Genomic DNA, 23,322 nt, shown 5'->3' with positions numbered 1-23,322 from the left:
TCGATGAGCTACCACCTGTCGAAAATGGTCGGCCTGGGCTTCGATGCCGCGGTCGACGCCACCATCGCCGCCCTCCAGGCGGAAGGGTTCGGCGTGCTGACAGACATCGACGTGGCAGCCACCATGCAGAAGAAACTCGGCGTCGCGTTCCGCCCCTACCGCATCCTTGGCGCCTGCAATCCCCGCATGGCGCACGAGGCGCTGAAGCTGGAAGACAAGGTCGGCACCATGCTGCCCTGCAATGTCGTCGTCCAGCAGCACGATGACGGCTCGGTGGAAGTTTCGGCGATCGATCCGGTGACTTCGATGCAGGGGATCGACAACCCCGAACTCGCCCGCCTTGCCGGTACGGTGCGCGATATGCTGCGCAGCGTGGTGAACCGCATCGCCTGAATCCGACGCCTTTGCATCGAGGATCTCGATCTGCCCCACCCGGGGCTGGGTATCGTGACATTCTTCCTGGCTGGCATCATCAAGGGTGTGCTCGGCCTCGGCATGCCGGTGATCACGATGGGCGTACCGGGCGTCATCCTGAGCCCGGCGGAAGCGGCCTCGCTGCTGCTCGTGCCTTCCTTCGCGACAGATCTCTGGCAGTTCCTCGACCATCGTGACGCCGGGAAGGCAATGGCACGATTCTGGCCGATGATGGCCGGCGTTCTCGTTGTCGCATCGGTTGGCAGCGATCTGCTCGCCGGACATGACGCCCGCCCCGCCGCCGCGGCTCTCGGCGCGAGTCTGGCCTGGCACAGCACGCTACCGGCGGCTCGCTGGCCATGTTGGCGCTCGCCCTCGCACCTGCGCTGGCGGGCTTGGCGCTAGGCGGACCGCTGCGCCGCAAGGCCCATCCGGACCGGTTTCGTCGCCTGTTCCTCTACGGACTGATCGTCCTTGGCGCCTTCATCGTCCGGCACGCGGCTTCCGGCGCCGCCTGAGCCCGCGCCGTCCGGACCGAGACCGGGATCAGCCTGAAGTGGCTAGCATGCGCTGCATCAGCATGTCGGCGAACGCATCGAGAATTCGATGCACCGCCGGATTGCGATACGCAAACACGGGTTCATGCTCCGGGTGCACGAGCATCGCAGCGTTGGCCTCGAAGACGAGTACCCGCCCGTCCGGCAGAATCGAAAAATCGATCCCGGCATAATCGAGGTCGAGCCGGCGCCCGATCGCGCCGATCGCCTCCAACGCGGCGTCGCCGATCGCCGCCACAGGATCGTCCAGGAACCGGGCCTCCTCGGCCCGCCGCACCGGATCGAGGTCCATCCCGGCGGTCCAGTAATGCACCATCCAGTGCGGCCCGATGGCGAGATGATAGGGATAGGCGACCCGATCCACGAAGATCATGCGGTATTTGCGATAATACCCGTCAGCGCTGCGATAATCGATGAACCGGCTCAGATACTTTTCGCCCTGCTCGCCCGCCGCGTCTTCGAGTTCGCCTGCCGTCCGCACGCAGCGCAGGCCCTTGCCGCCATGGGTGCCCACGGGCCGGATCAGCGCCGGCAGACCGGTGCTCACGGCAACCTCGCCAGCCGCAATTCGCAACACCGGCGGCACCACGGTCCTCTCGATCCCGTTCAGCAGGGCAGCCAGCGCCGTCCGCCCGGTGCGTGCCACGGCTTCTGGCCGGTTCAGGACAGGTCGCCCGGCAGCGAGCGCCCGATGCACCGCCTCACCCAGTGGCGGCATCAGATCCGCTTCGCCGATCGCATTGAAGATCAGATCGTGCGGCGGCAGATCCGGTTCCGTGTCGTTGGCGTGATCGATGAACCACTCGGCCAGCGCGTAGCGCCCGTGTGGCAGGAGGTGTTCCGTCGGCAGGCTCGCCTCGGCGACGCAGGTAAGCACCAGCACCCTCGGCGCATCTGGTGGCCCCGGATGGAGAAAGACGGGATTGTGACGGAACGCGGTTTCGCGGTGCAGGGCAGCGGCGTCCGGCTCGCTGGCCGCCAGCAGCACGGCGAGCGTCCGGTGGGCATCGATCAGGCCGGGATCCCGGCACAGCGCGGCCCTCGCGGCGGCGATCGCCTCGATCGTCTGGCCAAGCCGCGCGCGTGTGGAGCCGAGATTGGCCAGCGCCCGGCCGCTCGGGTCGCCTGGCGCGGCACGGTCGAACCAGGCCGCCGCCTCTTCGAGGCGCCCCAGCTCGGCGAGGCAGTTGCCCAGCGCGACGAGTACTGGCGCTCCCGTCGCGCCATGAGCGATCGCGTTTGCGAAAGCCTCTGTCGCCGGCTCGAACCGCCCGAGCATGCGCAACGCCCGCGCGCGGGCCAGCAGCACGCCCGGATCGTCCGCATCGGCCGCCGCCTCGGCGACAGCAAGCGCCGCCTCGGGTTCACCCGCATCGAGCAACGCCGCCGCGCACGGGGCGGCAATGCCTTGCTGGCCGGGATCGGCAGCCAGCAGGTCGCGATAGAAGCCGATGAGATCAGGCCCACAATCTGCTAGGGCAGGGTTCATGATCCGATCCTGCCATCCCGGAATGAAGGCGGAGTTAATCTCCGGAACGGATCAGGCGAGGCCGAACGACGCCGCGTTCTTGTAGAGCATGTAGACCGCGACGACGAAGACGAGCCCCGCAAAAATCCGGTTCAGAGCGGCGCGCCGCCCGGCCAGATGGATCGCCAGCCGCGTGCCGATCAGCCCGCCGATCACGCCGCCCACGATGAACTCCACCGCAACCGGCCAATTCACAAGGCCGGAAGCCGCGTAGTTCACCGCGGTGGTCAACCCGAAGCTGCCAACCGACAGCAACGACGAACCGATCGCGAAAATCATCGGCATCCCGGTCGAGAACAGCAGGCCGGGCACGATCAGGAACCCACCGCCGATGCCGAAAAAGCCCGACAACGCGCCAACCGTGAGCGCCGCGGCGGCGACAGCCAGCAGCGTTGCCGCGTTCAGCCGCTCGGCCTGGCTCGCCGTGCCATCCGCCACGCGGCGCGGCCGCAGCATCAGCAACCCCACCGTGATCATCAGGATTGCAAAGAGAAACAGCAGCTTCTTGCCGTCAAACGCCTTGCCGAGCGTGGAACCCGCCGCGGCCCCGACGATGCCGAGAACGGCGAAGATGGCCGCGCTCCGCCACCGCACATTCCCCTTGCGCGCATGACCGCCGAAATTCGCGAACGCGTTGGCCGACACTGCGAGCGCGCTGGTCCCGATCGCGACATGGGGGGCGAGGCCGATGACGTAAAGCATAAGCGGCGTCGCCAGGATCGACCCGCCCCCGCCGATCAGCCCGAGGGTGAAACCGACCGTACCACCAGACAAAAGGGCGAGAACCGTCTCGATCATGCCAAACCTCCCCAGGCGGCTCCCGCCGTAGAACATTCAGATTCGCGAATATGTCTAGGCCAGGATATATTTTGATTCAAGAATACGATGCCGGACCAGTCACGGCCGGATGATGACGTATCTTTTGCCCGCAAGTTCCATCAGCCGGGGCACGCCAAAGGGCACGGGCTTCACCCTGGGGTTCAGCACCGGCGCATGACCGGTGTCGCGCTTCAGCGTCTCGATCGTGTTCATGCACACGTCGAACTCGACGTTCTGTGCAATCAGGCTGTCGACCCGCTGGCGCAGCGGCGAATCGGCGAAGGTAAGTTCCACGCCCGGCCCGAAGGCGACCACGACGATCGAGGCGGTATCGGGCCAGACCTTCAGCACCGTGTTGGCGTTGTTGAGAACCTCGCGCTGCTTTTCCATCGCCGAGTCGGAGAGTTGCAGCGCCAGCAGGTGGGTGGCGAAAGGATTGTCGGCGGCGGCGCGCCCCACCCCCATCGCCGCCGCCGCAATACCGAGCCCGCCGAACAGCCGCCGGCGCGAACTCATGAAGCCGCGTAACCCGGATTACCGGCGATCCCGAGTACCTTCACCCGGTTGGGCCGTGTCAGCTTCACCGTCTTCACCTGGCGCAGATGCCGGGCCACGACGTCCCAGACCGGCGTGCCGGTCTGCGGCAGCGACACCGAGGCCCAGCTCGCGATGGTATAGTTTTTCGCCGCCTCGACCTTGGTGCCGTCATCGAGCTCCATCCCGGAAATCCGGTGCCCGATCGATTTTGCCGGCGCGCAGGCATAGTTCATGCCGCCGACGCGGATCATGTCGCCGCCCTGCTGGTAATACGGATTGCGATTAAAAAGATTATCGCAGACATCCTCCATCATCGCCTTGATCTGCGCGCCCGTCATGGTCTGCTTGTACACCATCGGATAGGTGATGGCAGTTTCCGCCAGCAGGTCGCCCATCGTCAATGCTGCGCCACCGAGAACCGTATTGCCCCAGCGGAAACCCGGCGAGAAGGCGATCTGCGCGCTGGTTTCGGCCCGCAGCGCATCCATGATCACCTGATCCACCGAGCCGTAGAAATTATTGCGCCGGTACAGCAGCGTTTCGGTCTCGGCCAGCTTTTCGTCGAGCATCGCGCGATGCGGCGCCTCCTGCGCCTCCACCGCCGCTGCCACCGCCGCGTCCTGCTTCACCTGGTCAGCATAGATTGGCAGCAACCGGTAATGCACGTCCTTCACCTGGCCTTTCGCCAGTTCAAGGTCGAGCACCGCGATGAACTTGCCGGCCGTGCCGGCATTCGTCACCAGTGTGATCCCGCCGGGATTCTTCACCGGCACAGGATGCGGCACCGCATCGTGCGTATGGCCGCCGAGAATGACGTCGATCCCGCGCACCTGGGAAGCCAGTTTGAGATCGACCGGCATGCCGTTATGGGAGAGCAGCAGCACGGCATCGACCTTCTTCACCTCGCGCAACTCGTCGACAACCTTCTGCATCCGGCCCGGATGGATGCCGAACCGCCAGTCCGGCGTGAACCGGCGTGGATGCGCGATCGGCACATAGGGAAAGGCCTGGCCGATCACGCCAACGCGGTAGCCGCCAAGTTCGCGGATGACATAGGGCTGGAACACGCGCCCGGTCTTCTGGTCGAAGGCCGGCGCGCCCATCATCTGCGATTCCGCCGAGAGAAACACGTTTTGCGCGATGAAGCGCCCGTGCAGCGCCTTGATGATCGCCTCGATCCCGTCCTGCCCGTAGGTGAACTCCCAATGCCCGGTCATCGCATCGATGCCGAGCAGGTTGCCGAGCGCCACCATGTTCTGCCCGCGGGTGAGATTGGCCATCCCCGTGCCCTGGCAGAGATCGCCGCCATCGAGCAGCACCGACCGCCCCGGTCCGGCGCCGGCGCGGAGGCTGTCGATCACCGTCTTGAGGCTGGCGAACCCGCCGAGCCGCCCGTAGCGGTGCGCCAGCGCCTCGAAGTCGAGGAAGGTGAAGGCGTAGGCGTCCCGCGTGCCCGGCTTCATGTGGTAGAAATCGAGGAACGCGGTGCCCACCAGATGCGGCGGACGCCCCTCCGCGCTGCCGACGCCGATATTCTGCGTCGGCTCGCGAAAATGCACCGGCCTGGCATTCGCATGCGTGTCGGTCTGGTGGATGATGCGGACATCGCCGCTCATCTTCACATCGTAAGGATCGCTGGCCGACCAGGCGAGCCGCGGCAGCAGCGCCGTGCTGGCCGCCGCGGTGAGAAGCGCGCGTCGTGCAATCGTCATTTGTTCATTCCCCGCCTGGCCGGCTCAGCGCGGCACTTCGTTCCGCCAGAGATGCTTCTGGCTGCGTGCCTGGGCGATCGAGGCCGCCGCCAGCGCCTCGGCCCGCTTCGCGGAGGCTTCGGCTTTCGCGTAATCCCCTGCCGCATCCGCCGCTTTGGCCGCCTTGAAAGCGGCGACCGTCGGCGTCCACTGGTCTTCGAGGGCCGCGGCCGTCTTCATCTTCGCCGCGGCAGCGGCGATCGCCCGCGCCGCGTCGTCCTTCCCGGCGGCATGCGCAATGCCGAGCCCCAGAACCGTTGCCGCCAGCACCCAAGCCATCCGCTTCATGACCGCGCCCCCGGGCCCGCGATCGGCAGGCCGTTGCTCATGTAGGTGAGGAAGTAGGCAAGGTCGCGATAGGCCGCCGAATCCGGCTTCGCCGGCACCGAACGCACCTTCTTGTTGCAACCGATGAACCGCCGCACCAGCGTGCCGACATTGCCCCATTTCGAACGGTAGACGGGGAAAGATGCCGTGATGCCGAGCGCCGGCGCCAGATACTGCCCCCGCAGCCGCTTGCCCGCCGCCTGCACATGGCAACTGGCACAGGAAAAATTCAACTGCCCGCGGCGCGAGTAGAAATATTCCTTGCCCGCCTCATAGGCCGCGAGCGCCCTCTTGTCGTTGGGGATGACGACATGGATCGGCTTGCCGTCCGAGGTCGAGGTCATGTAGGCGACGATGTCGGCGAGTTCGCCCTTTGTCAGGCTCAGCGCCTTCAGCCCGTGCCGTGTGCGGCATTCGTTGACGGCGATGCCGATTGTGACGACCTTGCCGGTCTTTTCATCGAACTTCGGATAATCCTGCGCAATGCCGATCCCGCCATGCGGAAAACATGAGGCATAGCTCGCACCGTCGGGAAACTTCGTGTCGAACGCCTTCTTCCCGGCGTCCACCGCGAAGGAATAGGGCGGAAATTCGAGGATCTGCTTCCACTGCGCCCGGTCATTCGCGCTGAAATTATAAGGCCCGTTCACGTAATCCTTCAGCTCGAGCTTCGGGAAACGTGTCTGGAAATACCCCTGGAACGCCTTGAGATCGGCCGCCGGATCGGCTTTTGCCGGCCGCGCCAGCCCCAGCGCCGCGAAGGCCGCGATCATCAGCCACACGCGTTTCATCGTCTTGTCCTCCCCCCCAAGCCATGCGCGCGCCGGCGCGGTTCACACCGGCGCGCATCGCTCACATGATGGCCGCCGACATGCTCGCGGTCTCGCCCTTGTTGTCGACCCACGAGACGCCGATCGGATCGCCCGAGGCGCCGCCCTTGAACGAGAACCGGATGAACGGGTTCTTCGAAACCGCGGGTCCCCAGAACCCTCGCAGCACGAGCTTGCCCTTGTGGGTGAACTCGACCACCTCGATGTAGTGCGGCGGGATGAGCTTGCCGTCCTTGCCTTTCACGAAGCCGGAATCCATCGGGTGCTTGATCAGCGCCTCGACCGTCGTGACCCCGCCCGAAGTGGTCGCGTGAACCAGAATCTGATGTGCCATCATTCGTCTCCTCAGCCGCAACCGCCCAGCGTGACCTTGACCCTTTTCGACGTGCTGTAGAGCTTGCCGCCCGACTTCACGACCGCGATGACCTCCGTGGTCTTGGCGAGTTTCAGCCGGCTCGAGATCGCCGGGCTGGTGCCCTCCGGAATTTCATAGGCGCAGGCAAGCGAATAGGGGTTGTGCCGGGCCAGCAGCGCCACGCCGGTAATCTTCGGCTCGTTCGCATCAACCGAAATCGGCACCACCGCGCCATTCTCGGCAATGTCCGGCGCGTCCATCTTCACTTGCGTGGTCGGCGTGAGGCTGGAACTGCCCCAGAGCGCCTTGAGCGCCGGATCGGGCGTCGTCGCCTTGAACGCCGCCTCCGGCCACAGCGACGCCTTCGGCGCGGCAACAGCGGCGGCACGGCCCGATCGCGGCAGCGCCAGCGCCGCGGCAGCGCCGGCGGCGCCGAGCAGCACGGTTCGCCGCGCGGGTCCGGTGGTTTCTGGTTCGGTCATCATCTTTGGTTCCCCCAATTTCCGAATTCCCGCCTTAACGCGGTCCGTTTTCATTTGGTGTAGAGAAAGTCGATCACTTCGTTGATCTGCGTCGGCGTCAGGATCAGGTTTTTCCCAAAGGCCGGCATGACGGTCTGCGGGTTGCGCGCCTGCTCGTCGAACACGATCGCATAGAACGTCTTGCGATCCGGAATCATCGCCTTCACGTTCTTCAGCGCGGGCCCCACATCGCCGGGTTCGACCGCGCCGGCAAAACTGTGACAGGCGACGCAGTTGCCGAGCGCCTTCGTGGTGGCGATTTTTTCACCCGCGGCAATCTGCTGCGGCGTTGCCGCCAGAACCCCGCCGGGCAGCGCCGCCACGGCAAGACCGAGCAGGATGCTGGTGCGTTTCATCTCCTCCTCCTCATTTGCTGCTGCCCTTCATGTTGTCCACCGGACCGGTGGTGCGCGGGGTCAGCCCCATCTTTGCCGCGCTCGAGGTGATCCTGACGGAGCCGGCCGGCACGCAATCCTTCATGCAGGCGGTATTATGCGTGACCGGACGCGGATCTTTCCAGTTGAAAGAGTCGCGGTTGGGCATTTTGACGCGCGGCACGCTCTGCGCGTCGGCGACGAACTTTCCCTTCACGATCCCGTTCAGGTTCAGGATATAGGCGGTCAGCGCATAAACCTGATCGGGCTTGAGCGTATGCGGGGCGTAGAACGGCATCGCGCGGTTGATGTAGTCCCACAGCGTCGTCGCGTAGGGCCAGTAGCTGCCCACCGTCTTCTGCGGCTCCGACCCGGCGAGCGATCCCACGCCGCCGGCAAGCGCCGGGTAGCCGTGCGCGCCTTCGCCGAAGCCGCCATGACACATCGCGCAATCGGTCGAGAAGAGTTTTTCGCCGGCGGCTACCGTGCCACTGCCGGGCGGCAGATTGGCCCCGTCGGGCAGCACGGCGATGGTCCAGCCGGCGATCTGCTGCTCAGTCGGCGCGGTGCCAATACCGTAATGACCCGGCGGCGTCGCCGGCTTGTAGCGGGCCAGCGCGCCATTGCCGGTGCCAAGGTCGCGCCACACCTTCAGCGTCGCCGCCGGCACGATCCCCTTGTAGGACGGAGCCGGCGCATCGCCTGCCCAGGCCACCGCAATTGCCGCCGCAACCCCGGCGGCAGCCAGCAGGATCCTACGAAAGTTGGACATTGTTCACCGTCCCGTCCGCCAGCACCTGCCATGTCTGGATCGAGTTGTTTTCATAAACCGGGTCATGGCCCCAGAACTTGTGCTTCTGCCGGATCGTGGGCTGGACATAGCCGGTCTCGTCGGTAACGCGGGACTGGATGAGCGCCGGCTTCCCGTCCCACCACCAGTTGTAGGTGAACCGGGTCAGGCACCGTGACAGCACCGGTCCATCGAGCGTGGCGCGATGGTAGTTCACGCCGCCGTCGAGCGAGATATCAACCTCCTTCACCCGCCCGTTGCCGCTCCAGGCAAGGCCGTGGATCTGGTAGAAGCCGGGGCCGCCGGTCAGCTTCTTCTCCGGACAGGGGAATGTGATGACGGACTTCGCGTTCATCACCCAGGTGAAACCGAGCGATTTTCCATCACCCAGCAACTCGCTGTATTCGCTGGTCTCCTCGCGGGTGATCCAGGGTTCGGTGCCGACCTGGAGCTGGCGCAGCCATTTCACGTTCACATTGCCCTGCCAGCCGGGCACGACGAGCCGCACCGGATAGCCCTGCTCGGGGCGGATCGCCTCGCCGTTCTGCCCCCAGGCGACGATGCAGTCATCGAGGCATTTCACCATCGGCAGCGAGCGGTCCATATGCGCGCCGTCCGACCCGGTGGCGAGCACCCAGCGGCTGTCGGGCAGCAGCCCGGCCTCGTCGAGCAAGGTCGACAGCCGGACTCCCGTCCATTCGGCGCAGCCGATCATGCCGTGGGTGAACTGCAGCGAATTGAGCTGCGCCGCCGGCCATTCGGTCGCGCCATTGGCGGGGCACTCGATGAAATGGATGCGGGAAACCGAGGGATAGCGCATCAGCTGGTCGAGCGTGAGCAGCAAGGGCCGCTTCACCCGGCCGGAAATCATCAGCCGGTAGTCCTTCGGATTGATGCTCGGCCGGCCGGAATGGTAGCGCTCGAAAAACAGCCCGTTCGGCGTGATGATGCCGTGATGGTCCTGCAACGGCGTGAAGCTAGCATCCGCATCGGTGGTCGGCGAGAGCCAGGGCACATACCGGCGGATGACGTTTTTCTCGAAGCGCGACGGCCGGCCATAGGGCCGCGAATCGACGCCCGCGCCGAGCGAATTCGACCATGGGTCGTCAGAGGGTGGAGCGCCGGTCGCGGCGCGCGCGCTGGTGGCAACGGCCGTGGCGCCAAATGCGGCGCCTAGCCTGAAAAGGCCTCTTCGATCAGTCTTGGACATATCCCCTCGCAGTAGCGATATTCTCTCCCGCGAGCTGCGGGAAGGACCAATTTTTCTTTAGGTTACATTTATATAGCAAATGGAATATGTCAAATAAAAAAATCGGATCGGAAAAATGGTTTCAGTTCTGCTCTACGCTCTGCTCTGGGCCAGCTTCGGCGCGGGGCACAGCGCCCTGGCGGCGCCGCTGGGCCGCGGATTGCTCCGACGGATCGCCGGCGCCGGCGACCGCCTCGCCTACAACGTGATCGCGATAGTCCATCTTGCCCTCGTGCTGGCGATCGGCCGGAGGCTGTTCGCGGACCAAACCTTTGCGCTGCCCGACTCGTTGCGCGCCCTCGGCTGGCTGGCGGCGGCGGCGGGAGCCGTCGTGCTCATCCTTGCCGGGCGGAATTACGAGCTCGCCCGCTTTCTCGGCCTCGCCCAGTTGCGCGCCGGCACACCCGACCAGGCCGCCACACCCGAGCCGCTGGCAACAGGCGGCATGAACGGCGTGGTGCGCCACCCGCTCTATCTCGGCCTGCTGCTGATCATCTGGGGCGTCGCGACCTCGCCGTTCCGCCTCGCCACCGCCGCCGCCGCAACGGCCTATCTCTTGGTCGGCATCCGCTTCGAGGAGCGGAATCTGCTTCGCATCTATGGCGATTCCTACCGTCGCTACCGCTCCCATGTGCCAATGCTGGTGCCGCGGCGTCTCTGGCCGCGCTGAATTCACTTGACGCAAACGGCAATAGCCCTGACCCTGTTGCGCCAAGGAGGACCGCGAGCATGAACGTCACCACGAAAATCACCCCGCCGACCGGCATTTCCGAGGAGGAATGGCAGGTACGCTGCGATCTGGCCGCGCTTTACCGGCTGGTCGCGCATTTCCGAATGACCGATTTCATCTACACCCACATCAGCGCGCGGGTGCCGGGCCCGGAGCATCATTTCCTGATCAACGATTACGGCGTGATGTTCCACGAGATGCGCGCCTCCGACCTCGTGAAGATCGACATCCACGGCAACCGGATCGACACGCCCGGCATTTCGGCCCGGCGGGTGAACCAGGCCGGCTTCACCATTCATTCCGCTATCCACATGGCGCGCCCGGACCTTGCCTGCGTGGTGCACACCCACACCGCCGCCGGCATCGCGGTCGCCGCCCAGGAACAGGGGCTGCTGCCGATCAGCCAGCACGCGATGAAGTTCTACGGCCGCCTGTCCTATCATGGCTACGAGGGAATCGCGCTCGATCTCGACGAGCGGGAGCGGATCGTCCACGATCTCGGCCAGAACAAGGCGATGATCCTGCGCAATCACGGGCTGCTGGTCGGCGGGCGCACCATCCCCGAAGCGTTCCACGAGATCTACTTCCTGGAACGCGCCTGCCAGGCGCAGGTTGCCGCCATGTCGGGCGGCGCGAAACTGGTCATCCCGCCGCGGGAGGTCTGCGAGCACACCGCCGCCCAGTTCAACATGGACGAGGCGAATCGCATGGCGCACTACGAAATGGCCTGGACGTCGGCCCTGCGTCTGATCGAGGGAGACGGCGACTACCGCAGCTGAGCCCCGCCGAGCGCGAACTGCGCCAGCACGGCGCGCACCAGCGCCTCGGGATCGGGTGGATCGATCCGCCCGTCGATCAGCAGGCTGGCCAGTCCATGCACCATCGACCAGGCGGACAGCGCCGCGATCTCGGCGCGGTCCGCCGGCACGAGGCTCGTGATCCGCGCGCGAAGCACACCGAACGCGGCACCGGCGGAAAGACTGCCGCGCGCCACCGCAGCCCCGAACATCAGCCGGAACAGCGCCGGTTCCTCCCGCGCGAAACGCACATAGGCCACGCCCTGCGCGCGTAGCGCCTCCATACCGCGCGAACTCGCGTCAGCCGCTTCGACCGCGACGCGCAACCGTTCGAACCCCTCCGCCGCAATCGCGGCGAGCAGTGCTTCCTTGTCGGCAAAATGGCGATAGGGCGCCGTGGCCGACACGCCGGCCAGGCGGGCAACGCCCCGCAATGTGAGCCCATCCACTCCCGCTGCGCGCAACCGCCCGATCCCGGTCTCAACCAGCGTGCGGCGGAGGTCTCCATGATGATAGGGTGATGTTGACATCGTTAACATTTCGCCCGATGTTTACGTTGTAAACATGGAGATGGCACGATGAGTCGGACATCGCAACCGGTTACGGTCGACCTCACCGGATTTCCCGATCTGACAGTCGTCTATCTGGGCATGAAAGTAACGAAAATCCGGGGCGTTGCCACCCTTCTGGGCCTCGGCCGTCCGTTGCGGGCGCTCGGCCAGAACCGTCCGGACGGGCTGCTGCATCAGGACCTGTTTCTCTGGCGGATCGATCACGTCGGCATCCGTCAATACTGGCGCGATTTCGATGCCCTGGAATGTTTCACGCGCAGCGCGCCGCACAGCATCTGGTGGCGCGAGTTCTCCGCCGCTCCGCGCGGCACCGGCTTCTGGCATGAAACCTACCGCAAGGCGGGAGGCATGGAAGGGATCTATCTTCACATGCCCGAGCCGGGCGGCTTCGCCAGCTTCGCGCCGCACATTTCACGCGCCGGCCTCCACGCCACGGCGCGGCGGCGGAGCGACGCCTCGCTCCGTCCTACAGACCCACGATCTCCGTCCTGATTTCGCGGGTCGCCGGGTCGAACAGCGCTATACCCAGCCCCTCGTCACGCTGGGCCCGCACGGCAGCGAGATATATTGCCAGCGCCTTGCGGATCAGCCTGGCCTTGTCTTCCGTCGTGGTCGCAAACTCCTCGATCTGCCGGCCCAGCTCATCCGACAGGAGCAGATTGAAGCGGACTGACATCCTCGTCTTCTCACGGATCACATTCAACTTTGTTGATATGGATCACGTTATCGTGAGATTCAAGCGGCGACCTCTTCGGCGACAGTTTCGGCACTGGTCGTGAGCGCAAGGAAGACGCAGGCGGCGACCACCGCGGAAACCGCGAAGGAAATGTCACCGAACCCCGGATGGGTCGCCGCAAAGGAACCAACGAACAGAGGATACTGGTTGAAGAACGGCACACTGGCCGCGATCCCGACGATCCAGGCCACGAACCCCGCATTCCCCCTGCCGATCCGGCTACGCCGGCGCGTGTAGTGGGCGAGCATCGTCACGGCAATCCACGGCGCGGTCCAATAGCCGAGGAAGAAGAGGAAATCCTCGTAGTTCTTGATGAAGTTGGTCGCGGCGAGCACCGAGATCACCGTGCCGATCGCGCCGCTGAGCAGCGCGGCCTGATACTGTTTCAGCCGGAAGCCGAGGGCGAGCGAGGAGAGCGTGGCGGAGTAGATGTTGAGGATGTTCGCGCTGATCGTGCCGATCACGATGGCGATGATCAGCGGCGCATGGAACCAGTGCGGCATCCACGGCGTGAACAGGTCCGAAGGTTTCGAGAGCGCGACCGTCGCGCCGATCAGCGCGCCCAGCACTTCCATCCAGACACATGACAGGAAGGTCGCCGAGAACGCGTTGGCGAACACCGCGCGCCGGGTCGCCGCCCGGTCGCCGGTGTGGTGAAGGTAGCGGGTGTAGTCGGACGAATAGGGAATCCATCCAAGGACATAGGCGACGATGATCGAGGTGGTCAGAATGAAGGCGCCGGATGTGCCGCCCACGTTCTTGAGCAGCTTGGGATTGGCCGGCGGCAGGTGGCCGACATGGGTTGCCGCGAAGACGCTGAGAATGAGGAAGATCGCGACCAGCAGGAAGAAGAAGTATTTTTCCGCCGCATGGATAAGGTCATGCCCGATGGCGGCGATGGCGACCTGGATGACGCAAAGCGCGATGATGTTCGGGATCAGGCCGGTGCCGAGCATGTATTCCAGCGCGTAGCCGCCGATGATCGTGTTCACCCCGAACCACGAGAAGCCGCCGAAGAAGTTCAGGAACGACGGTAGCCGGTTGCCCAACTGGCCGAACCAGGCGGCGCCCTGGATCATCTGCGGCAGCCCGTATTCGACGCCGAAGGTCGAGAACAGGCCGAGGATGACGGCGCCGATCAGGTTTCCAAGCAGGATGGCGCCGATCGCGTCGGTGGCGGAAAGTCCGAAGGCACCGGTTGCCAGCGCGCCGGTGGTGATGGTCGCGAACTCGACGTTCGCGGCCATCCAGAGCCCGAACAGCGCCCGTGGACTGCCGCGCGTCTCCTCCGGCGTGACCTGTGATATGCCCTTTGTCTCGACCGTGAGAGTTCCTGCCTCGGCCATGCCCGCCTGCCCCCGTTGTTTCTGCCCGGCACCGGATGCAGCAAAAACCGTGCCGGTGTAAATAGCGAATATTGGCCGCCGCCTGCCCGAAATGCGGGCAATGCCTGCCTTCGATCTGGCCCCTACAGCCGCAGGGCGGGCAGCATCGTCCAGGCGGCGCCAGCGGCGATCGCGATGCCATAGGGCAGGCCGGAGCGGTGCGCCCGCCACCGCTCGACCGCCCAGAGGCGGCGGAGCAGAGAGGCGTCGTGCCCGGCCGGGCGCGGCGGCGGCGCGGCGACGCGGAGCGCGAGATAGGCCAGCGCCAGAATCCCGCCGGCCAGCACGGTCGCGAACAGGAAGCCGGCAAGCGCCAGCGGCCCGTATCCGAGGGCAAGCGCCACGATCAGTTTCACGTCGCCACCGCCGATCGACCGGCGCAGATAGACGGCGAACAGCACCGCGAACAACACCGCGGCCACGGCAAGGCTCACGCCGAGGGGCTGAAAACCGTCTCGAAGCCGGAGAAATATTCCGGCGAGGGCCATGGTGGCCGGAACGCCGTCGGGAATCCGGCGCAGCAGCAGGTCCTGCCAGCAGGCAAACGCCAGCGGGACGAGCATCGCGATCTGCACCACATGATCCATCCACCTGTCCGAGGCTTGCGGCGGCGCCGCTGTTGATGCGGCGCAGATTGGCAGGCGATGACCAAGGATGGGTTAACGCGGCGGCCCGGAAAGCTGATCGAATGCCTCGAGCGCCTCGGCGGCATACATCGCCGAGGGACCGGCGCCCACATAGACCGCCATGCCGAGCGTTTCGGCGATTTCGGCGCGCGTGGCACCGGCGCGGGCGGCATCGCGCGCATGATAGGCGATGCAGGGCTGGCAGCGCGTCGCCACCCCGATCGCCAGCGCGATCAGTTCCTTGGTCTTGCGGTCGAGCGCATCGCCCGCGCAGGCGGCTTTCGCCAGGGCCGAGAAGCCGGCCATCGCCTCCGGCGCCGCCTTGCGCAGGTCGGCGACACCGCCATTCATCGCGCCGATCAGCGCGCTCCAGTCCTCGATCATCGGTATCGGCTCCTTCAGTCGGACGTGCCAGCCAGCATCAGCGCCACGGCGCAGGAGGCCAGGCGGGTGCGGGCGTCATCGGCCCGGCTGGTCAGAACAATGGGGATGCGCGCGCCGACGACGACGCCGGCGGCATCGGCGCCGGCCAGGAAGGTGAGCTGCTTGGCGACCATGTTGCCGGCCTCGATATCCGGCACCAGCAGGATGTCCGCCCGGCCGGCGACCGGCGACTCGATTCCCTTCTCGGCCGCGGCGCGCGCGTTCACCGCATTGTCGAACGCGAGGGGGCCGTCGATGATGCCGCCGGTGATCTGGCCGCGCTGGCCCATCTTGCAGAGTGCCGCGGCGTCGAGGGTCGAGGGCATCGCCGGGTTCACCGTCTCCACCGCCGACAGCACGGCGAGGCGCGGCGACTCGATCCCGATGGCACGGGAAAGGTCGATCGCGTTCTGGGCGATATCGCGCTTGGTCGCGAGATCAGGGGCAATGTTGATCGCCGCATCGGTCACCAGCAATGGGCGCGGATAGCTCGGCACGTCCATGACATAGACGTGCGACAGCCGCCGTCCGGTGCGCAGGCCGTTCTCGGCCAGCATCACCTCGTGCATCAGCTCGTCGGTGTGCAGCGCGCCCTTCATCAGCAGCTTCGCTGTGCCGTCGCGAACGAGCTGGACGCCGCGGGCGGCGGCCGCGTGGCTGTGCGGCACCGCTTCGATCCGCATGTCAGCAAGATCGAGCCCGGCCTTTTCGGCGGCGGCACGGATCTTCGCTTCCGGCCCGACCAGGATGGGCACGATCAGCCCGGCCGCGGCGGCATCGAGCGCGCCGCGCAGGCTGACCTCGTCGCAGGGATGCACCACGGCGGTTGCCAGCGGGCCGCGCGCCTTGGCCGTGCCCAGCAACGCGTTGAACCGCTCGTGCCGGCTGAGCCGCACTTCCGGCAGCGGCATCGCCGGCCGCCGCACCTTCTCGGTCGGCGCCGCGACCAGGGCGGTGCCGCGCAGAACCTCGGTGCCCGACTGGTTGACCGCCGTGCACGCGAGGGTGACCCGATGCCGCGCCGGCTCGAGCTCGGTGACCGTCACCGTCGCGGTGATCTCGTCGCCCGGCCCGACCGGGGCGCGGAACTGCAGACTCTGGTCGAGATAGATCGTGCCCGGCCCGGGCAGCCTGGTGCCCAGCACCGCCGAGATCAGGCCCGCCGTCCACATGCCGTGGACGATGATGTGGTGGAACATGTCCCCACGGGCGTAGTCGGGGTCGAGATGTGCCGGATTGATGTCGCCTGAGATATAGGCGAACAGCGCAATGTCATCGGCCCGCAGAATGCGGCGCACGCTCGCGGTATCGCCGACCTTCAGCTCGTCGAAGGTGCGGTTCTCGATCATCGGCGCCGCGAGGGAGGCGGGCACCGGCGCGATATCGTTCATGGCGGCCTCCGGTCAGCGTTCGTGGATGTAGTGCCCGGGTGCTGCGCCGAGCACCGGGTAGCCGGCCTCCTCGCGGCCGAGCGGCGGCGGCGCGGCCGGCGGGCCGGAACGAGCGCCGAGAAAGGCGACCCATTCCGGCCACCAGGAACCGTCATGCTTCGGCGCCTCGTCCTGCCACGCCTCCGGCGCGAGATAGGGCTCGCCGGGGGAACGATCGAGAATCGCGTAGTGGCGGTGCGGGTGGCCCGGCTCGCTGACGATGCCGGCATTGTGCCCGCCGGAGGTCAGCACGAAGGTGATGGGACCGCGGTTGAGCAGGTGAAGCTTGTAGACCGAATGCCATGGCGCGATGTGGTCGCGCTCGGTGCCGACGACGAAGAACGGCACGTCGATGTCACCGATGGCGACCGGCCGGCCGCCGGCGGAAAGCCGGCCCTCGGCGAGGTCGTTGTGCAGGAAGAGATGGCGCAGATATTCGGCGTGCATCCGGTAGGGCATGCGCGTCGCGTCCATGTTCCATGACATCAGGTCGTTCGGATGTTCCTGTTCGCCGATGAAGTAGCGGCGGATCATGCGCGACCAGATCAGGTCGTTCGAGCGCAGCATCTGGAAGGCGCCGGCCATCTGCTTGGTGTCGAGATAGCCCTGCTGCCACATCAGGTCTTCCAGGAAGGCGAGTTGCGCCTCGGTGATGAAGAGCTGGAGTTCGCCGGCCTCGGTGAAATCGGTCTGCGCGGCGAAGAGCGTGACGGAGGCGAGGCGGCTGTCATGATCGCGGGCCATGGCGGCGGCGGCGATCGAGAGCAGCGTGCCGCCGAGGCAGTAGCCGGTGGCGTGGATCTTCCGCGCGCCGGTGATGGCGCTGACGGCGTCGAGCGCGGCCATCACGCCATCGGCGCGGTAGTCGTCGAGCGAAAGGTTGCGGTCTTCCTTGTCCGGATTGTGCCAGGAGATCATGAACACCGTGTAGCCCTGCCCGACCAGGTAGCGGACCAGCGAATTCTCCGGCGAGAGATCGAGGATGTAGTATTTCATGATCCAGGCCGGAACGATCAGCACCGGCTCCGGCCGCACCGTTTCCGTCACCGGGCTGTACTGAATCAGCTCGATCAGCCGGTTGCGGTAGACCACCCTGCCCGGCGTCACCGCCACGTCGCGCCCCGGCGCGAGCGGGAGCCGGTTCTCCTGGTTCAGCGCGATCTCGGTGTCCTTGAGCAGGTTGCGCAGGCCGGCCCTGACCGAATCCCCGCGGCTCTCGCGGGCCGCGTGCTCGACCTCGGGGTTGAGCATCGGCAGGTTGGCGGGGGCGACCGCATCCAGCGCCTGGCGGATCATGAAATCGACGATGCGTTCATGCGCGGCGTCGACCCCGGCGATGCCGGTCGCGGCATCGTGCCACCAGCGCTCCATCCGGAGGAAATACTCCTTGTAGAGCCGGTAGGGCATGTCCTGCCAGCGGGGATGATCGAAGCGATGGTCATTGTCGCAGGGCGGCGTCACCGCCTCCTCGAGGCCAAAGGCGACGCGCCAGACCGCCGCCCAGTCCTCCATCGCGCGGCGGGCAAGGTCCATCCGCCTTGTCGGCTGGTTGGCGAGATGCACGGCCCAGTCGCGCCAGGCGAGCGCGATGCCGGCCGGGGCGAGGCCTGCGGTCAGCCGTGCTTCGGCCGCATGCAGCGAGCGGTCGAGCGCATCGGTGGTGGAGACCGGCTCGTTCGGCGCCACCGAGGCGGGCGGCGCCGGCGGCGGCAGGGCCGAGACCCGGGCCCGGGCGGCTTCGGCCGGCGGTTTCGCGTGGCCGGTGGTGCGGGAGCGGCTGGTTTCGGTGGTCACTTTACACGTATCCTCGCAGGGTGGAGATCATCAGGCCATGATGTGCTGGCCGCCATCGACCGGGACGACCGTGCCGGTGATGCGGCCGGCGGCAGGACTGGCGAGGAAGGCGGCGAGGCCGCCGACATCCTCGATCGTCACCAGATGGTGTTCGGGCGCGAGGCGCGCGGCCTCGGCCAGAAGATCGTCGAAATGGTCGATGCCGCTGGCCGCGCGTGTAGCGATCGGACCTGGCGAGAGGGCGTTCACCCGGATGCCCTGCGGGCCGAGTTCAGCAGCGAGATAGCGCACGCTCGATTCCAGCGCTGCCTTCACCGGCCCCATCAGGTCGTAATGCTCGACCACGCGGATCGACCCCTCATAGGAAACGCAGAGCAGCGCCCCGCCGGCGCGCATCAGCGGCTCGGCGAGGCGCGCGCAGCGGATGAAGGAGTGGCACGAGACATCCATCGCCTGGGCGAACCCGGCGGTGGAGGAGTCGATCAGCCTGGCGTGCAGGTCGGCCTTCGGTGCGAAGGCGATGGAATGAAGAAGGAAATCGAGCTTGCCCCAGCGGCGCGCGATCGTGTCGAAAACGGTCTCGAGCGCCCCCTCCTGTTGCACGTCGCAGGGCAGCAGCATCTCGCAGGGCAGGCCGCGCGTGACCGGCTCGACGAAGGATTTCGCCTTGTCGTTCAAATAGGTTGCGCAGAACCGCGCGCCGGCGGCGGCAAAGGCGCGGGCACAGCCGGTGGCGATCGAATGCTCGTTGGCGATGCCGAGCACGAGCCCGACCTTGCCGGAAAGATCGACGACGGGAGGCGCCATCGGCTCAGGCCGCAGTCCGGTCGGTCTCCCGGCGGGCCGCGGCCGGCGGCTGCTGGCCGCCCGAAGACGGAATGCCGGCGCGGAGCATGGCCTCCATCACGCCGAACTGGGCCTGGAAAATCGCCTGCATCAGCGCGAATTCAGCTTCGGCCACGCGCATCATGCTGCCGGCCATCGTCTCGAACAGGACGGGCGAAAAGCTCGATGCGAGGAAGGCGCCCGAGGGTTCGCTCGCATGCTTCGAGTTGAGAGTGCTGGTCATTGTGAACCTCCTTCTTCCCCGAGGCGTCACTGGTGGCACGCAGTCTGGCTGGCGTCGTTGATGCAGGTCAAGCCGGGAACGGGCCTGTCCCGATATGTTCATATCGTCATGTTACACGAGTCCGCGGGACGCTCCGGCGGGCCGGCTGAAAGGAGGCATGATGGGGTGGCGCGCCGGGCTGCGGCGATTGGCGCCGGTCGTGGTGGGGCTGGGTCTCGGGCTCGGCTTCGCGGCACGGCTCGCGGGACAGGAACGGCTTGCGGCCGGTCTGTGGATCGCGCCGGCCATTCTGGTCGCCGCCGAGGTCGCCGTCGATTTCGCGGCCGGGCTGCTTCGCGGCGGGCTGGGCGTCGACCTGATCGCGCTGCTCGCCATCATCGGCTCGATCCTGCTCGGGCAGAATCTGGCGGGCGTGATCATCGCGGGGATGGTGGCGGGCGGCGCGGCGCTCGAGGATTATGCCGGGGCGCGCGCCCGGCGCGAACTTGCCGCCCTGGTCGGACGCACACCCACCACGGCGCATCGCCACACGGATGGCACGATCGAGGACATTCCGGCCGGCGCCGTCGTCATCGGCGACAATCTGCTGGTCAAGCCCGGCGAGGTGGTGCCGGTGGACGGCGCGCTGGGTGACGCCGCGACGCTCGACGAATCGGCGCTGACCGGCGAGCCGCTGCCGGTGACACGGCACGCCGGCGATGCCGTGCGCAGCGGCGTGCTGAACGCGGGCGGGCCGTTCTCGCTCCGGGCGACGGCGACCGCGGATGCCAGCACCTATGCCGCGGTGATCCGGCTCGTCGCCGCCGCCGAACGCGAACGCCCGCCGATGGCCCGGCTGGCCGATCGCTGGGCGCTCGGCTTTCTCGGCGTGACCCTCACGGTCTGCATCGCCGCCTGGCTGGCGAGCGGCGATCCGGTGCGCGCGCTCGCCGTGCTGGTGGTCGCGACCCCCTGCCCGCTCATCCTGGCCACGCCCGTCGCGCTGATCTGCGGCATTTCGCGGGCGGCCGGGCGAGGTGTGATCGTCAAGGGGGGCGGCGCGCTGGAACGCCTTGCCCGCGCCGACATCGCCCTCTTCGACAAGACGGGCACGCTGACCGCCGGCACCCCGTCGATGACCGGGCTCGCGGCGCTGGACGGGTTTTCTCCGGCCGAGGTGCTCCGCCTCGCAGCCTCGCTCGAACAGGTTTCGCAGCACGGCGTGGCCGAGGGAATCGTCACCGCGGGGCGCGCGGCCGGCCGGCTGGTCACGCCCGTCAACGTGACCGAAACGCCGGGTCTCGGCCTCTCCGGCCTGGTCGGCGCCGACCAGGTGATGGTGGGCGGCGCCCGGATGTTCGAGACGGCGGGAATATCGCTGCCGCAAGACGGGCATGTCGCGGCGCGGGCCAATGGTGCCGAGGCGACCGCCTGGGTCGCCGTCAACGGCCAGCCGGCGGGCGCGATCACGCTGACCGACGCGATTCGGCCGGATGCACGGCCGCTGATCGCATCGCTCCGCAATCTCGGCTTCCGCCGGCTGGTGATGCTGAGCGGCGATCGGCCGGAACCGGCGGCGCGGGTCGGCGCCGAACTCGGGCTCGATGCCGTTTATGCCGCGCTGTCGCCGGCGGAGAAGATCGGAAGGGCGCGGGAGGAACGCGCTCACGGCATCACGATGATGATCGGCGACGGGATCAATGATGCGCCGGCATTGGCAGCGGCGGATATCGGCATCGCCATGGGCGCGCGCGGCGCCGCGGCGGCGGCAGAAGCGGCAGAGGTGGTGCTGATGCTCGACCGGCTCGACCGCGTCGCCGAGGCGGTGTCGATCGCACGGCGCACGCGGTTCATCGCGCTGCAATCGATCGTCGCGGGCATGGGACTTTCGATGCTGGCGATGACGGTGGCGGCGGCCGGCTACCTCCCCCCGGTTGCCGGCGCGTTGCTGCAGGAGGCAATCGACGTGGCGGTCATCCTGAACGCGCTGCGCGCGCTCGGCGGCGGCGGGCGATAGCGGCCGGGCCGGATTGCCGCGCAGCCGGCCCGCCCTTCGGGTGCGTGATCCTTTGCGCGATCGCCCGAATTGTGGATCATGATATCTCCTGAACGGCGGAGCACCGATCGCGGGATCTGGGCGGAGACATGACGTGACGGCAGATGCGGGGCGATCCTCGGCGATGGGATGCGGCGTTGCGGCCGCCGGCACGCCGGCCGGGCCATGACCCTGCCCGCGCGCGAGGATCTCGAATTGCGGGTCGGCGGACGGCGCATCGCCGCGGCGCGCTGGCGGGGTCGTGACGACGCGCCGTCCATCGTCTTGCTGCATGAAGGGCTCGGCGCCATCACGCTGTGGCGCGATTTCCCGCCCGCCCTCGCGGCCGCGACCGGCTGTACGGTGCTCGCCTATGACCGGTTCGGCTATGGCCGTTCCGATCCCGCGCCACTGCCCTGGCCGGTGCACTACATGCACGATGAGGCACTCGGCGTGCTGCCGCGCCTGCTCGACGCCGTCGGGATATCACGCGCAATCACGCTCGGGCATTCCGACGGCGCGTCGATCGCGCTCATCCATGCCGGGGGCATGCAGGATGGCCGGCTGTGCGGAACGATCCTGATCGCGCCGCATCTCTTCGTCGAGGATATCGCGATCGCGCGGATCGAGGCCGCACGCGGGTCCTATGAAACCACCGATCTGCGCGACCGCCTCGCCCGGCACCATCGCGACCCGGACAACGCCTTTTACGGCTGGAACCGCACCTGGCTGAGCCCGGCATTCCGCGCCTGGCGGATCGACGATCATGTGCCGGCGATCGGGGTACCCGTCCTCGCCGTCCAGGGCAGCGACGACGAATACGGCACGCCGGCGCAACTCGCGCTCCTGGCGGCGAATGCGCGCTGCCCGGTCGAGACCCATCTGATCGCCAGGGCAGGACACGCTCCCCACCTCTCGCAGCGCGACGAGGCGTTGCGCCTGATCGTTCGCTTCCTGATGCGGATTTTCCGTCCGGAAAGGTGAACCCGCCGCGACAGCGACCATGCTGCGCGACGGTTTTCATTATGATATCGACACGTTACTGGGGCGGTCCATTAGGGCTTGATATAGTCAAAGCCGGCCTTTTCCAGTTGCATGATCCGGACAAGACCGCCCGGAACAATCATCGCCGTGGGCTCCAGTTTCGGCATGTGACCAAGCTTGCGCGCCATCGCCTCCATCGTCTTGTGGCATGCATCGAATTCGATTCCCTCCTGATCCATCGCCGCGACCCGCTTCGCAACGGGCGAGTGCGGAAACAGCATCTTCAATCCCGGGCCGTAGGTGACCACGACGATTTGCACCTTGTCATTACCGAATGCTTCCAGCAGGTTCTGTGCATTGTTCAGCACGAGATTCCAGCGTGCCAGATCGCCCTGGCTGACCTGGATCACCACGTGATGGGTGGCAAAGGCGTGCGGATGTTCGAAAGTCGGATGATCGAAGTTGAAGTTGTTCAGCATCGAGGGATTCGCCCGAGCAATGCCGTGCGACGCGAGAACGGCACAGGCGACGGCAAGCACGAGACCGAAAGCGGATTTCATGGACTGTTCCTCCCAATCCGTTTGTTGATGGAGAACTGTTCCGCCGAGGCAAAACTGTTCTGTTGTGGATCATAGGCGCAACATCGCCGGGGGAACAGCTTAATTGACGCTCCGGCTGGAGCAGTTTCTTATCGGCAAAAACAGGAACGG

29 protein-coding genes are annotated in these 23,322 nt (G+C 66.7%); 8 read left to right on the top strand and 21 right to left on the bottom strand.

The features are described from left to right. Positions 1 to 3 precede the first annotated feature (3 nt). Genes RT91_RS01135 through RT91_RS22780 form a run of 3 tightly spaced genes read left to right on the top strand, consistent with a single transcriptional unit; the run spans position 4 to position 932 of the window. A complete protein-coding gene (locus RT91_RS01135) occupies positions 4 to 393 on the top strand; it encodes a DUF302 domain-containing protein (protein ID WP_012040509.1) in 390 nt (129 codons plus the stop codon). Positions 394 to 447: 54 nt separating this feature from the next. Then, positions 448 to 819, top strand: a complete 372-nt coding sequence (locus tag RT91_RS01130) for a TSUP family transporter (RefSeq protein ID WP_012040508.1) — start codon at positions 448 to 450, stop codon at positions 817 to 819. After that, the gene (locus RT91_RS22780) at positions 810 to 932 is read left to right on the top strand and encodes a hypothetical protein (RefSeq protein ID WP_256363787.1); all 123 of its coding nucleotides are present in this window, start codon (positions 810 to 812) and stop codon (positions 930 to 932) included. The genes RT91_RS01130 and RT91_RS22780 overlap by 10 nt, the downstream gene beginning before the upstream one ends. Positions 933 to 960: 28 nt before the next feature. Here the strand turns inward: RT91_RS22780 and RT91_RS01125 are convergent, their stop codons facing one another. The 11 genes from RT91_RS01125 to soxC form a co-directional block, all read right to left on the bottom strand. Then, positions 961 to 2,460, bottom strand: coding sequence for a tetratricopeptide repeat protein (locus tag RT91_RS01125; RefSeq protein ID WP_035185215.1), 1,500 nt, complete (start codon positions 2,458 to 2,460; stop codon positions 961 to 963). A gap of 51 nt (positions 2,461 to 2,511) precedes the next feature. Then, complete coding sequence (locus RT91_RS01120; RefSeq protein ID WP_035185214.1) at positions 2,512 to 3,297, bottom strand: sulfite exporter TauE/SafE family protein; 786 nt, start codon at positions 3,295 to 3,297, stop codon at positions 2,512 to 2,514. Positions 3,298 to 3,396: 99 nt separating this feature from the next. After that, positions 3,397 to 3,834, bottom strand: a complete 438-nt coding sequence (locus RT91_RS01115) for a hypothetical protein (RefSeq protein WP_007422499.1) — start codon at positions 3,832 to 3,834, stop codon at positions 3,397 to 3,399. After that, positions 3,831 to 5,567, bottom strand: coding sequence for a thiosulfohydrolase SoxB (soxB, locus tag RT91_RS01110; RefSeq protein ID WP_035185212.1), 1,737 nt, complete (start codon positions 5,565 to 5,567; stop codon positions 3,831 to 3,833). Before soxB ends, RT91_RS01115 begins: the two co-directional genes overlap by 4 nt. Before the next feature lie 24 nt (positions 5,568 to 5,591). Continuing rightward, positions 5,592 to 5,894: a hypothetical protein gene (locus RT91_RS01105; protein WP_035185210.1), complete on the bottom strand. Its 303-nt coding sequence runs from the start codon at positions 5,892 to 5,894 to the stop codon at positions 5,592 to 5,594. Then, positions 5,891 to 6,724 (bottom strand): sulfur oxidation c-type cytochrome SoxA, encoded by an 834-nt coding sequence (soxA, locus tag RT91_RS01100; protein ID WP_035185207.1) that lies wholly within the window; start codon positions 6,722 to 6,724, stop codon positions 5,891 to 5,893. Before soxA ends, RT91_RS01105 begins: the two co-directional genes overlap by 4 nt. Before the next feature lie 61 nt (positions 6,725 to 6,785). Then, positions 6,786 to 7,097 carry a thiosulfate oxidation carrier complex protein SoxZ gene (soxZ, locus tag RT91_RS01095; RefSeq protein WP_035185371.1) on the bottom strand — a complete coding sequence of 104 codons (312 nt, stop codon included), beginning with the start codon at positions 7,095 to 7,097 and terminating at the stop codon, positions 6,786 to 6,788. Between the two features lie 11 nt (positions 7,098 to 7,108). Beyond that, a complete protein-coding gene (gene soxY, locus RT91_RS01090) occupies positions 7,109 to 7,600 on the bottom strand; it encodes a thiosulfate oxidation carrier protein SoxY (RefSeq protein ID WP_231844445.1) in 492 nt (163 codons plus the stop codon). A gap of 50 nt (positions 7,601 to 7,650) precedes the next feature. Continuing rightward, on the bottom strand, positions 7,651 to 7,995 hold the full coding sequence (gene soxX, locus RT91_RS01085) for a sulfur oxidation c-type cytochrome SoxX (RefSeq protein ID WP_007422494.1): 345 nt from the start codon (positions 7,993 to 7,995) through the stop codon (positions 7,651 to 7,653). A gap of 10 nt (positions 7,996 to 8,005) precedes the next feature. Continuing rightward, positions 8,006 to 8,785: a c-type cytochrome gene (locus tag RT91_RS01080; protein WP_035185204.1), complete on the bottom strand. Its 780-nt coding sequence runs from the start codon at positions 8,783 to 8,785 to the stop codon at positions 8,006 to 8,008. Continuing rightward, entirely contained in the window at positions 8,769 to 10,013 is a 1,245-nt protein-coding gene (gene soxC / locus RT91_RS01075; protein ID WP_007422492.1) for a sulfite dehydrogenase, read from the bottom strand. Before soxC ends, RT91_RS01080 begins: the two co-directional genes overlap by 17 nt. A 115-nt stretch (positions 10,014 to 10,128) precedes the next feature. Between soxC and RT91_RS01070 the strand changes: the two genes are divergently transcribed. Then, positions 10,129 to 10,722 (top strand): isoprenylcysteine carboxylmethyltransferase family protein, encoded by a 594-nt coding sequence (locus tag RT91_RS01070; protein ID WP_035185201.1) that lies wholly within the window; start codon positions 10,129 to 10,131, stop codon positions 10,720 to 10,722. Between the two features lie 59 nt (positions 10,723 to 10,781). Then, positions 10,782 to 11,561 (top strand): class II aldolase/adducin family protein, encoded by a 780-nt coding sequence (locus RT91_RS01065; RefSeq protein WP_012040500.1) that lies wholly within the window; start codon positions 10,782 to 10,784, stop codon positions 11,559 to 11,561. On the opposite strand, the gene RT91_RS01060 is transcribed toward RT91_RS01065, so the two are convergent. Beyond that, positions 11,549 to 12,109: a TetR/AcrR family transcriptional regulator gene (locus RT91_RS01060; RefSeq protein WP_035185199.1), complete on the bottom strand. Its 561-nt coding sequence runs from the start codon at positions 12,107 to 12,109 to the stop codon at positions 11,549 to 11,551. The genes RT91_RS01065 and RT91_RS01060 overlap by 13 nt on opposite strands. Positions 12,110 to 12,157: 48 nt before the next feature. On the opposite strand from RT91_RS01060, the gene RT91_RS01055 reads away from it, so the two are divergent. Continuing rightward, complete coding sequence (locus tag RT91_RS01055; protein ID WP_012040498.1) at positions 12,158 to 12,643, top strand: DUF4188 domain-containing protein; 486 nt, start codon at positions 12,158 to 12,160, stop codon at positions 12,641 to 12,643. Here the strand turns inward: RT91_RS01055 and RT91_RS01050 are convergent. The 8 genes from RT91_RS01050 to RT91_RS01015 form a co-directional block, all read right to left on the bottom strand. Then, entirely contained in the window at positions 12,618 to 12,827 is a 210-nt protein-coding gene (locus RT91_RS01050) for a hypothetical protein (RefSeq protein WP_012040497.1), read from the bottom strand. The two genes, RT91_RS01055 and RT91_RS01050, sit on opposite strands and share 26 nt — an antisense overlap. A gap of 59 nt (positions 12,828 to 12,886) precedes the next feature. Further along, entirely contained in the window at positions 12,887 to 14,233 is a 1,347-nt protein-coding gene (locus tag RT91_RS01045; protein ID WP_007422486.1) for a cytosine permease, read from the bottom strand. 122 nt (positions 14,234 to 14,355) lie between these two features. Beyond that, entirely contained in the window at positions 14,356 to 14,859 is a 504-nt protein-coding gene (locus RT91_RS01040) for a prepilin peptidase (RefSeq protein ID WP_035185197.1), read from the bottom strand. 72 nt (positions 14,860 to 14,931) lie between these two features. Then, positions 14,932 to 15,282, bottom strand: coding sequence for a carboxymuconolactone decarboxylase family protein (locus tag RT91_RS01035; RefSeq protein WP_035185194.1), 351 nt, complete (start codon positions 15,280 to 15,282; stop codon positions 14,932 to 14,934). Between the two features lie 14 nt (positions 15,283 to 15,296). After that, complete coding sequence (locus RT91_RS01030; RefSeq protein WP_035185192.1) at positions 15,297 to 16,712, bottom strand: bifunctional enoyl-CoA hydratase/phosphate acetyltransferase; 1,416 nt, start codon at positions 16,710 to 16,712, stop codon at positions 15,297 to 15,299. 12 nt (positions 16,713 to 16,724) lie between these two features. Beyond that, positions 16,725 to 18,545, bottom strand: coding sequence for an alpha/beta hydrolase (locus RT91_RS01025; protein WP_007424274.1), 1,821 nt, complete (start codon positions 18,543 to 18,545; stop codon positions 16,725 to 16,727). Positions 18,546 to 18,575: 30 nt separating this feature from the next. Next, positions 18,576 to 19,352, bottom strand: coding sequence for an enoyl-ACP reductase FabI (fabI, locus tag RT91_RS01020; protein WP_007424273.1), 777 nt, complete (start codon positions 19,350 to 19,352; stop codon positions 18,576 to 18,578). Between the two features lie 4 nt (positions 19,353 to 19,356). Further along, the gene (locus RT91_RS01015; RefSeq protein WP_007424272.1) at positions 19,357 to 19,614 is read right to left on the bottom strand and encodes a hypothetical protein; all 258 of its coding nucleotides are present in this window, start codon (positions 19,612 to 19,614) and stop codon (positions 19,357 to 19,359) included. A gap of 157 nt (positions 19,615 to 19,771) precedes the next feature. Between RT91_RS01015 and RT91_RS01010 the strand changes: the two genes are divergently transcribed. Next, entirely contained in the window at positions 19,772 to 21,610 is a 1,839-nt protein-coding gene (locus RT91_RS01010; protein WP_240314136.1) for a heavy metal translocating P-type ATPase, read from the top strand. A gap of 204 nt (positions 21,611 to 21,814) precedes the next feature. Beyond that, complete coding sequence (locus tag RT91_RS01005; RefSeq protein ID WP_240314135.1) at positions 21,815 to 22,612, top strand: alpha/beta fold hydrolase; 798 nt, start codon at positions 21,815 to 21,817, stop codon at positions 22,610 to 22,612. Positions 22,613 to 22,683: 71 nt separating this feature from the next. Here the strand turns inward: RT91_RS01005 and RT91_RS01000 are convergent, their stop codons facing one another. Then, positions 22,684 to 23,172: a DsrE family protein gene (locus tag RT91_RS01000; protein ID WP_035185186.1), complete on the bottom strand. Its 489-nt coding sequence runs from the start codon at positions 23,170 to 23,172 to the stop codon at positions 22,684 to 22,686. Positions 23,173 to 23,322: the final 150 nt, after the last annotated feature.

The sequence above is a fragment of the Acidiphilium sp. JA12-A1 genome (assembly GCF_000724705.2).
GTDB classification, from domain to species: domain Bacteria; phylum Pseudomonadota; class Alphaproteobacteria; order Acetobacterales; family Acetobacteraceae; genus Acidiphilium; species Acidiphilium multivorum.
This window is presented reverse-complemented; position numbering and strand designations above follow the sequence as displayed.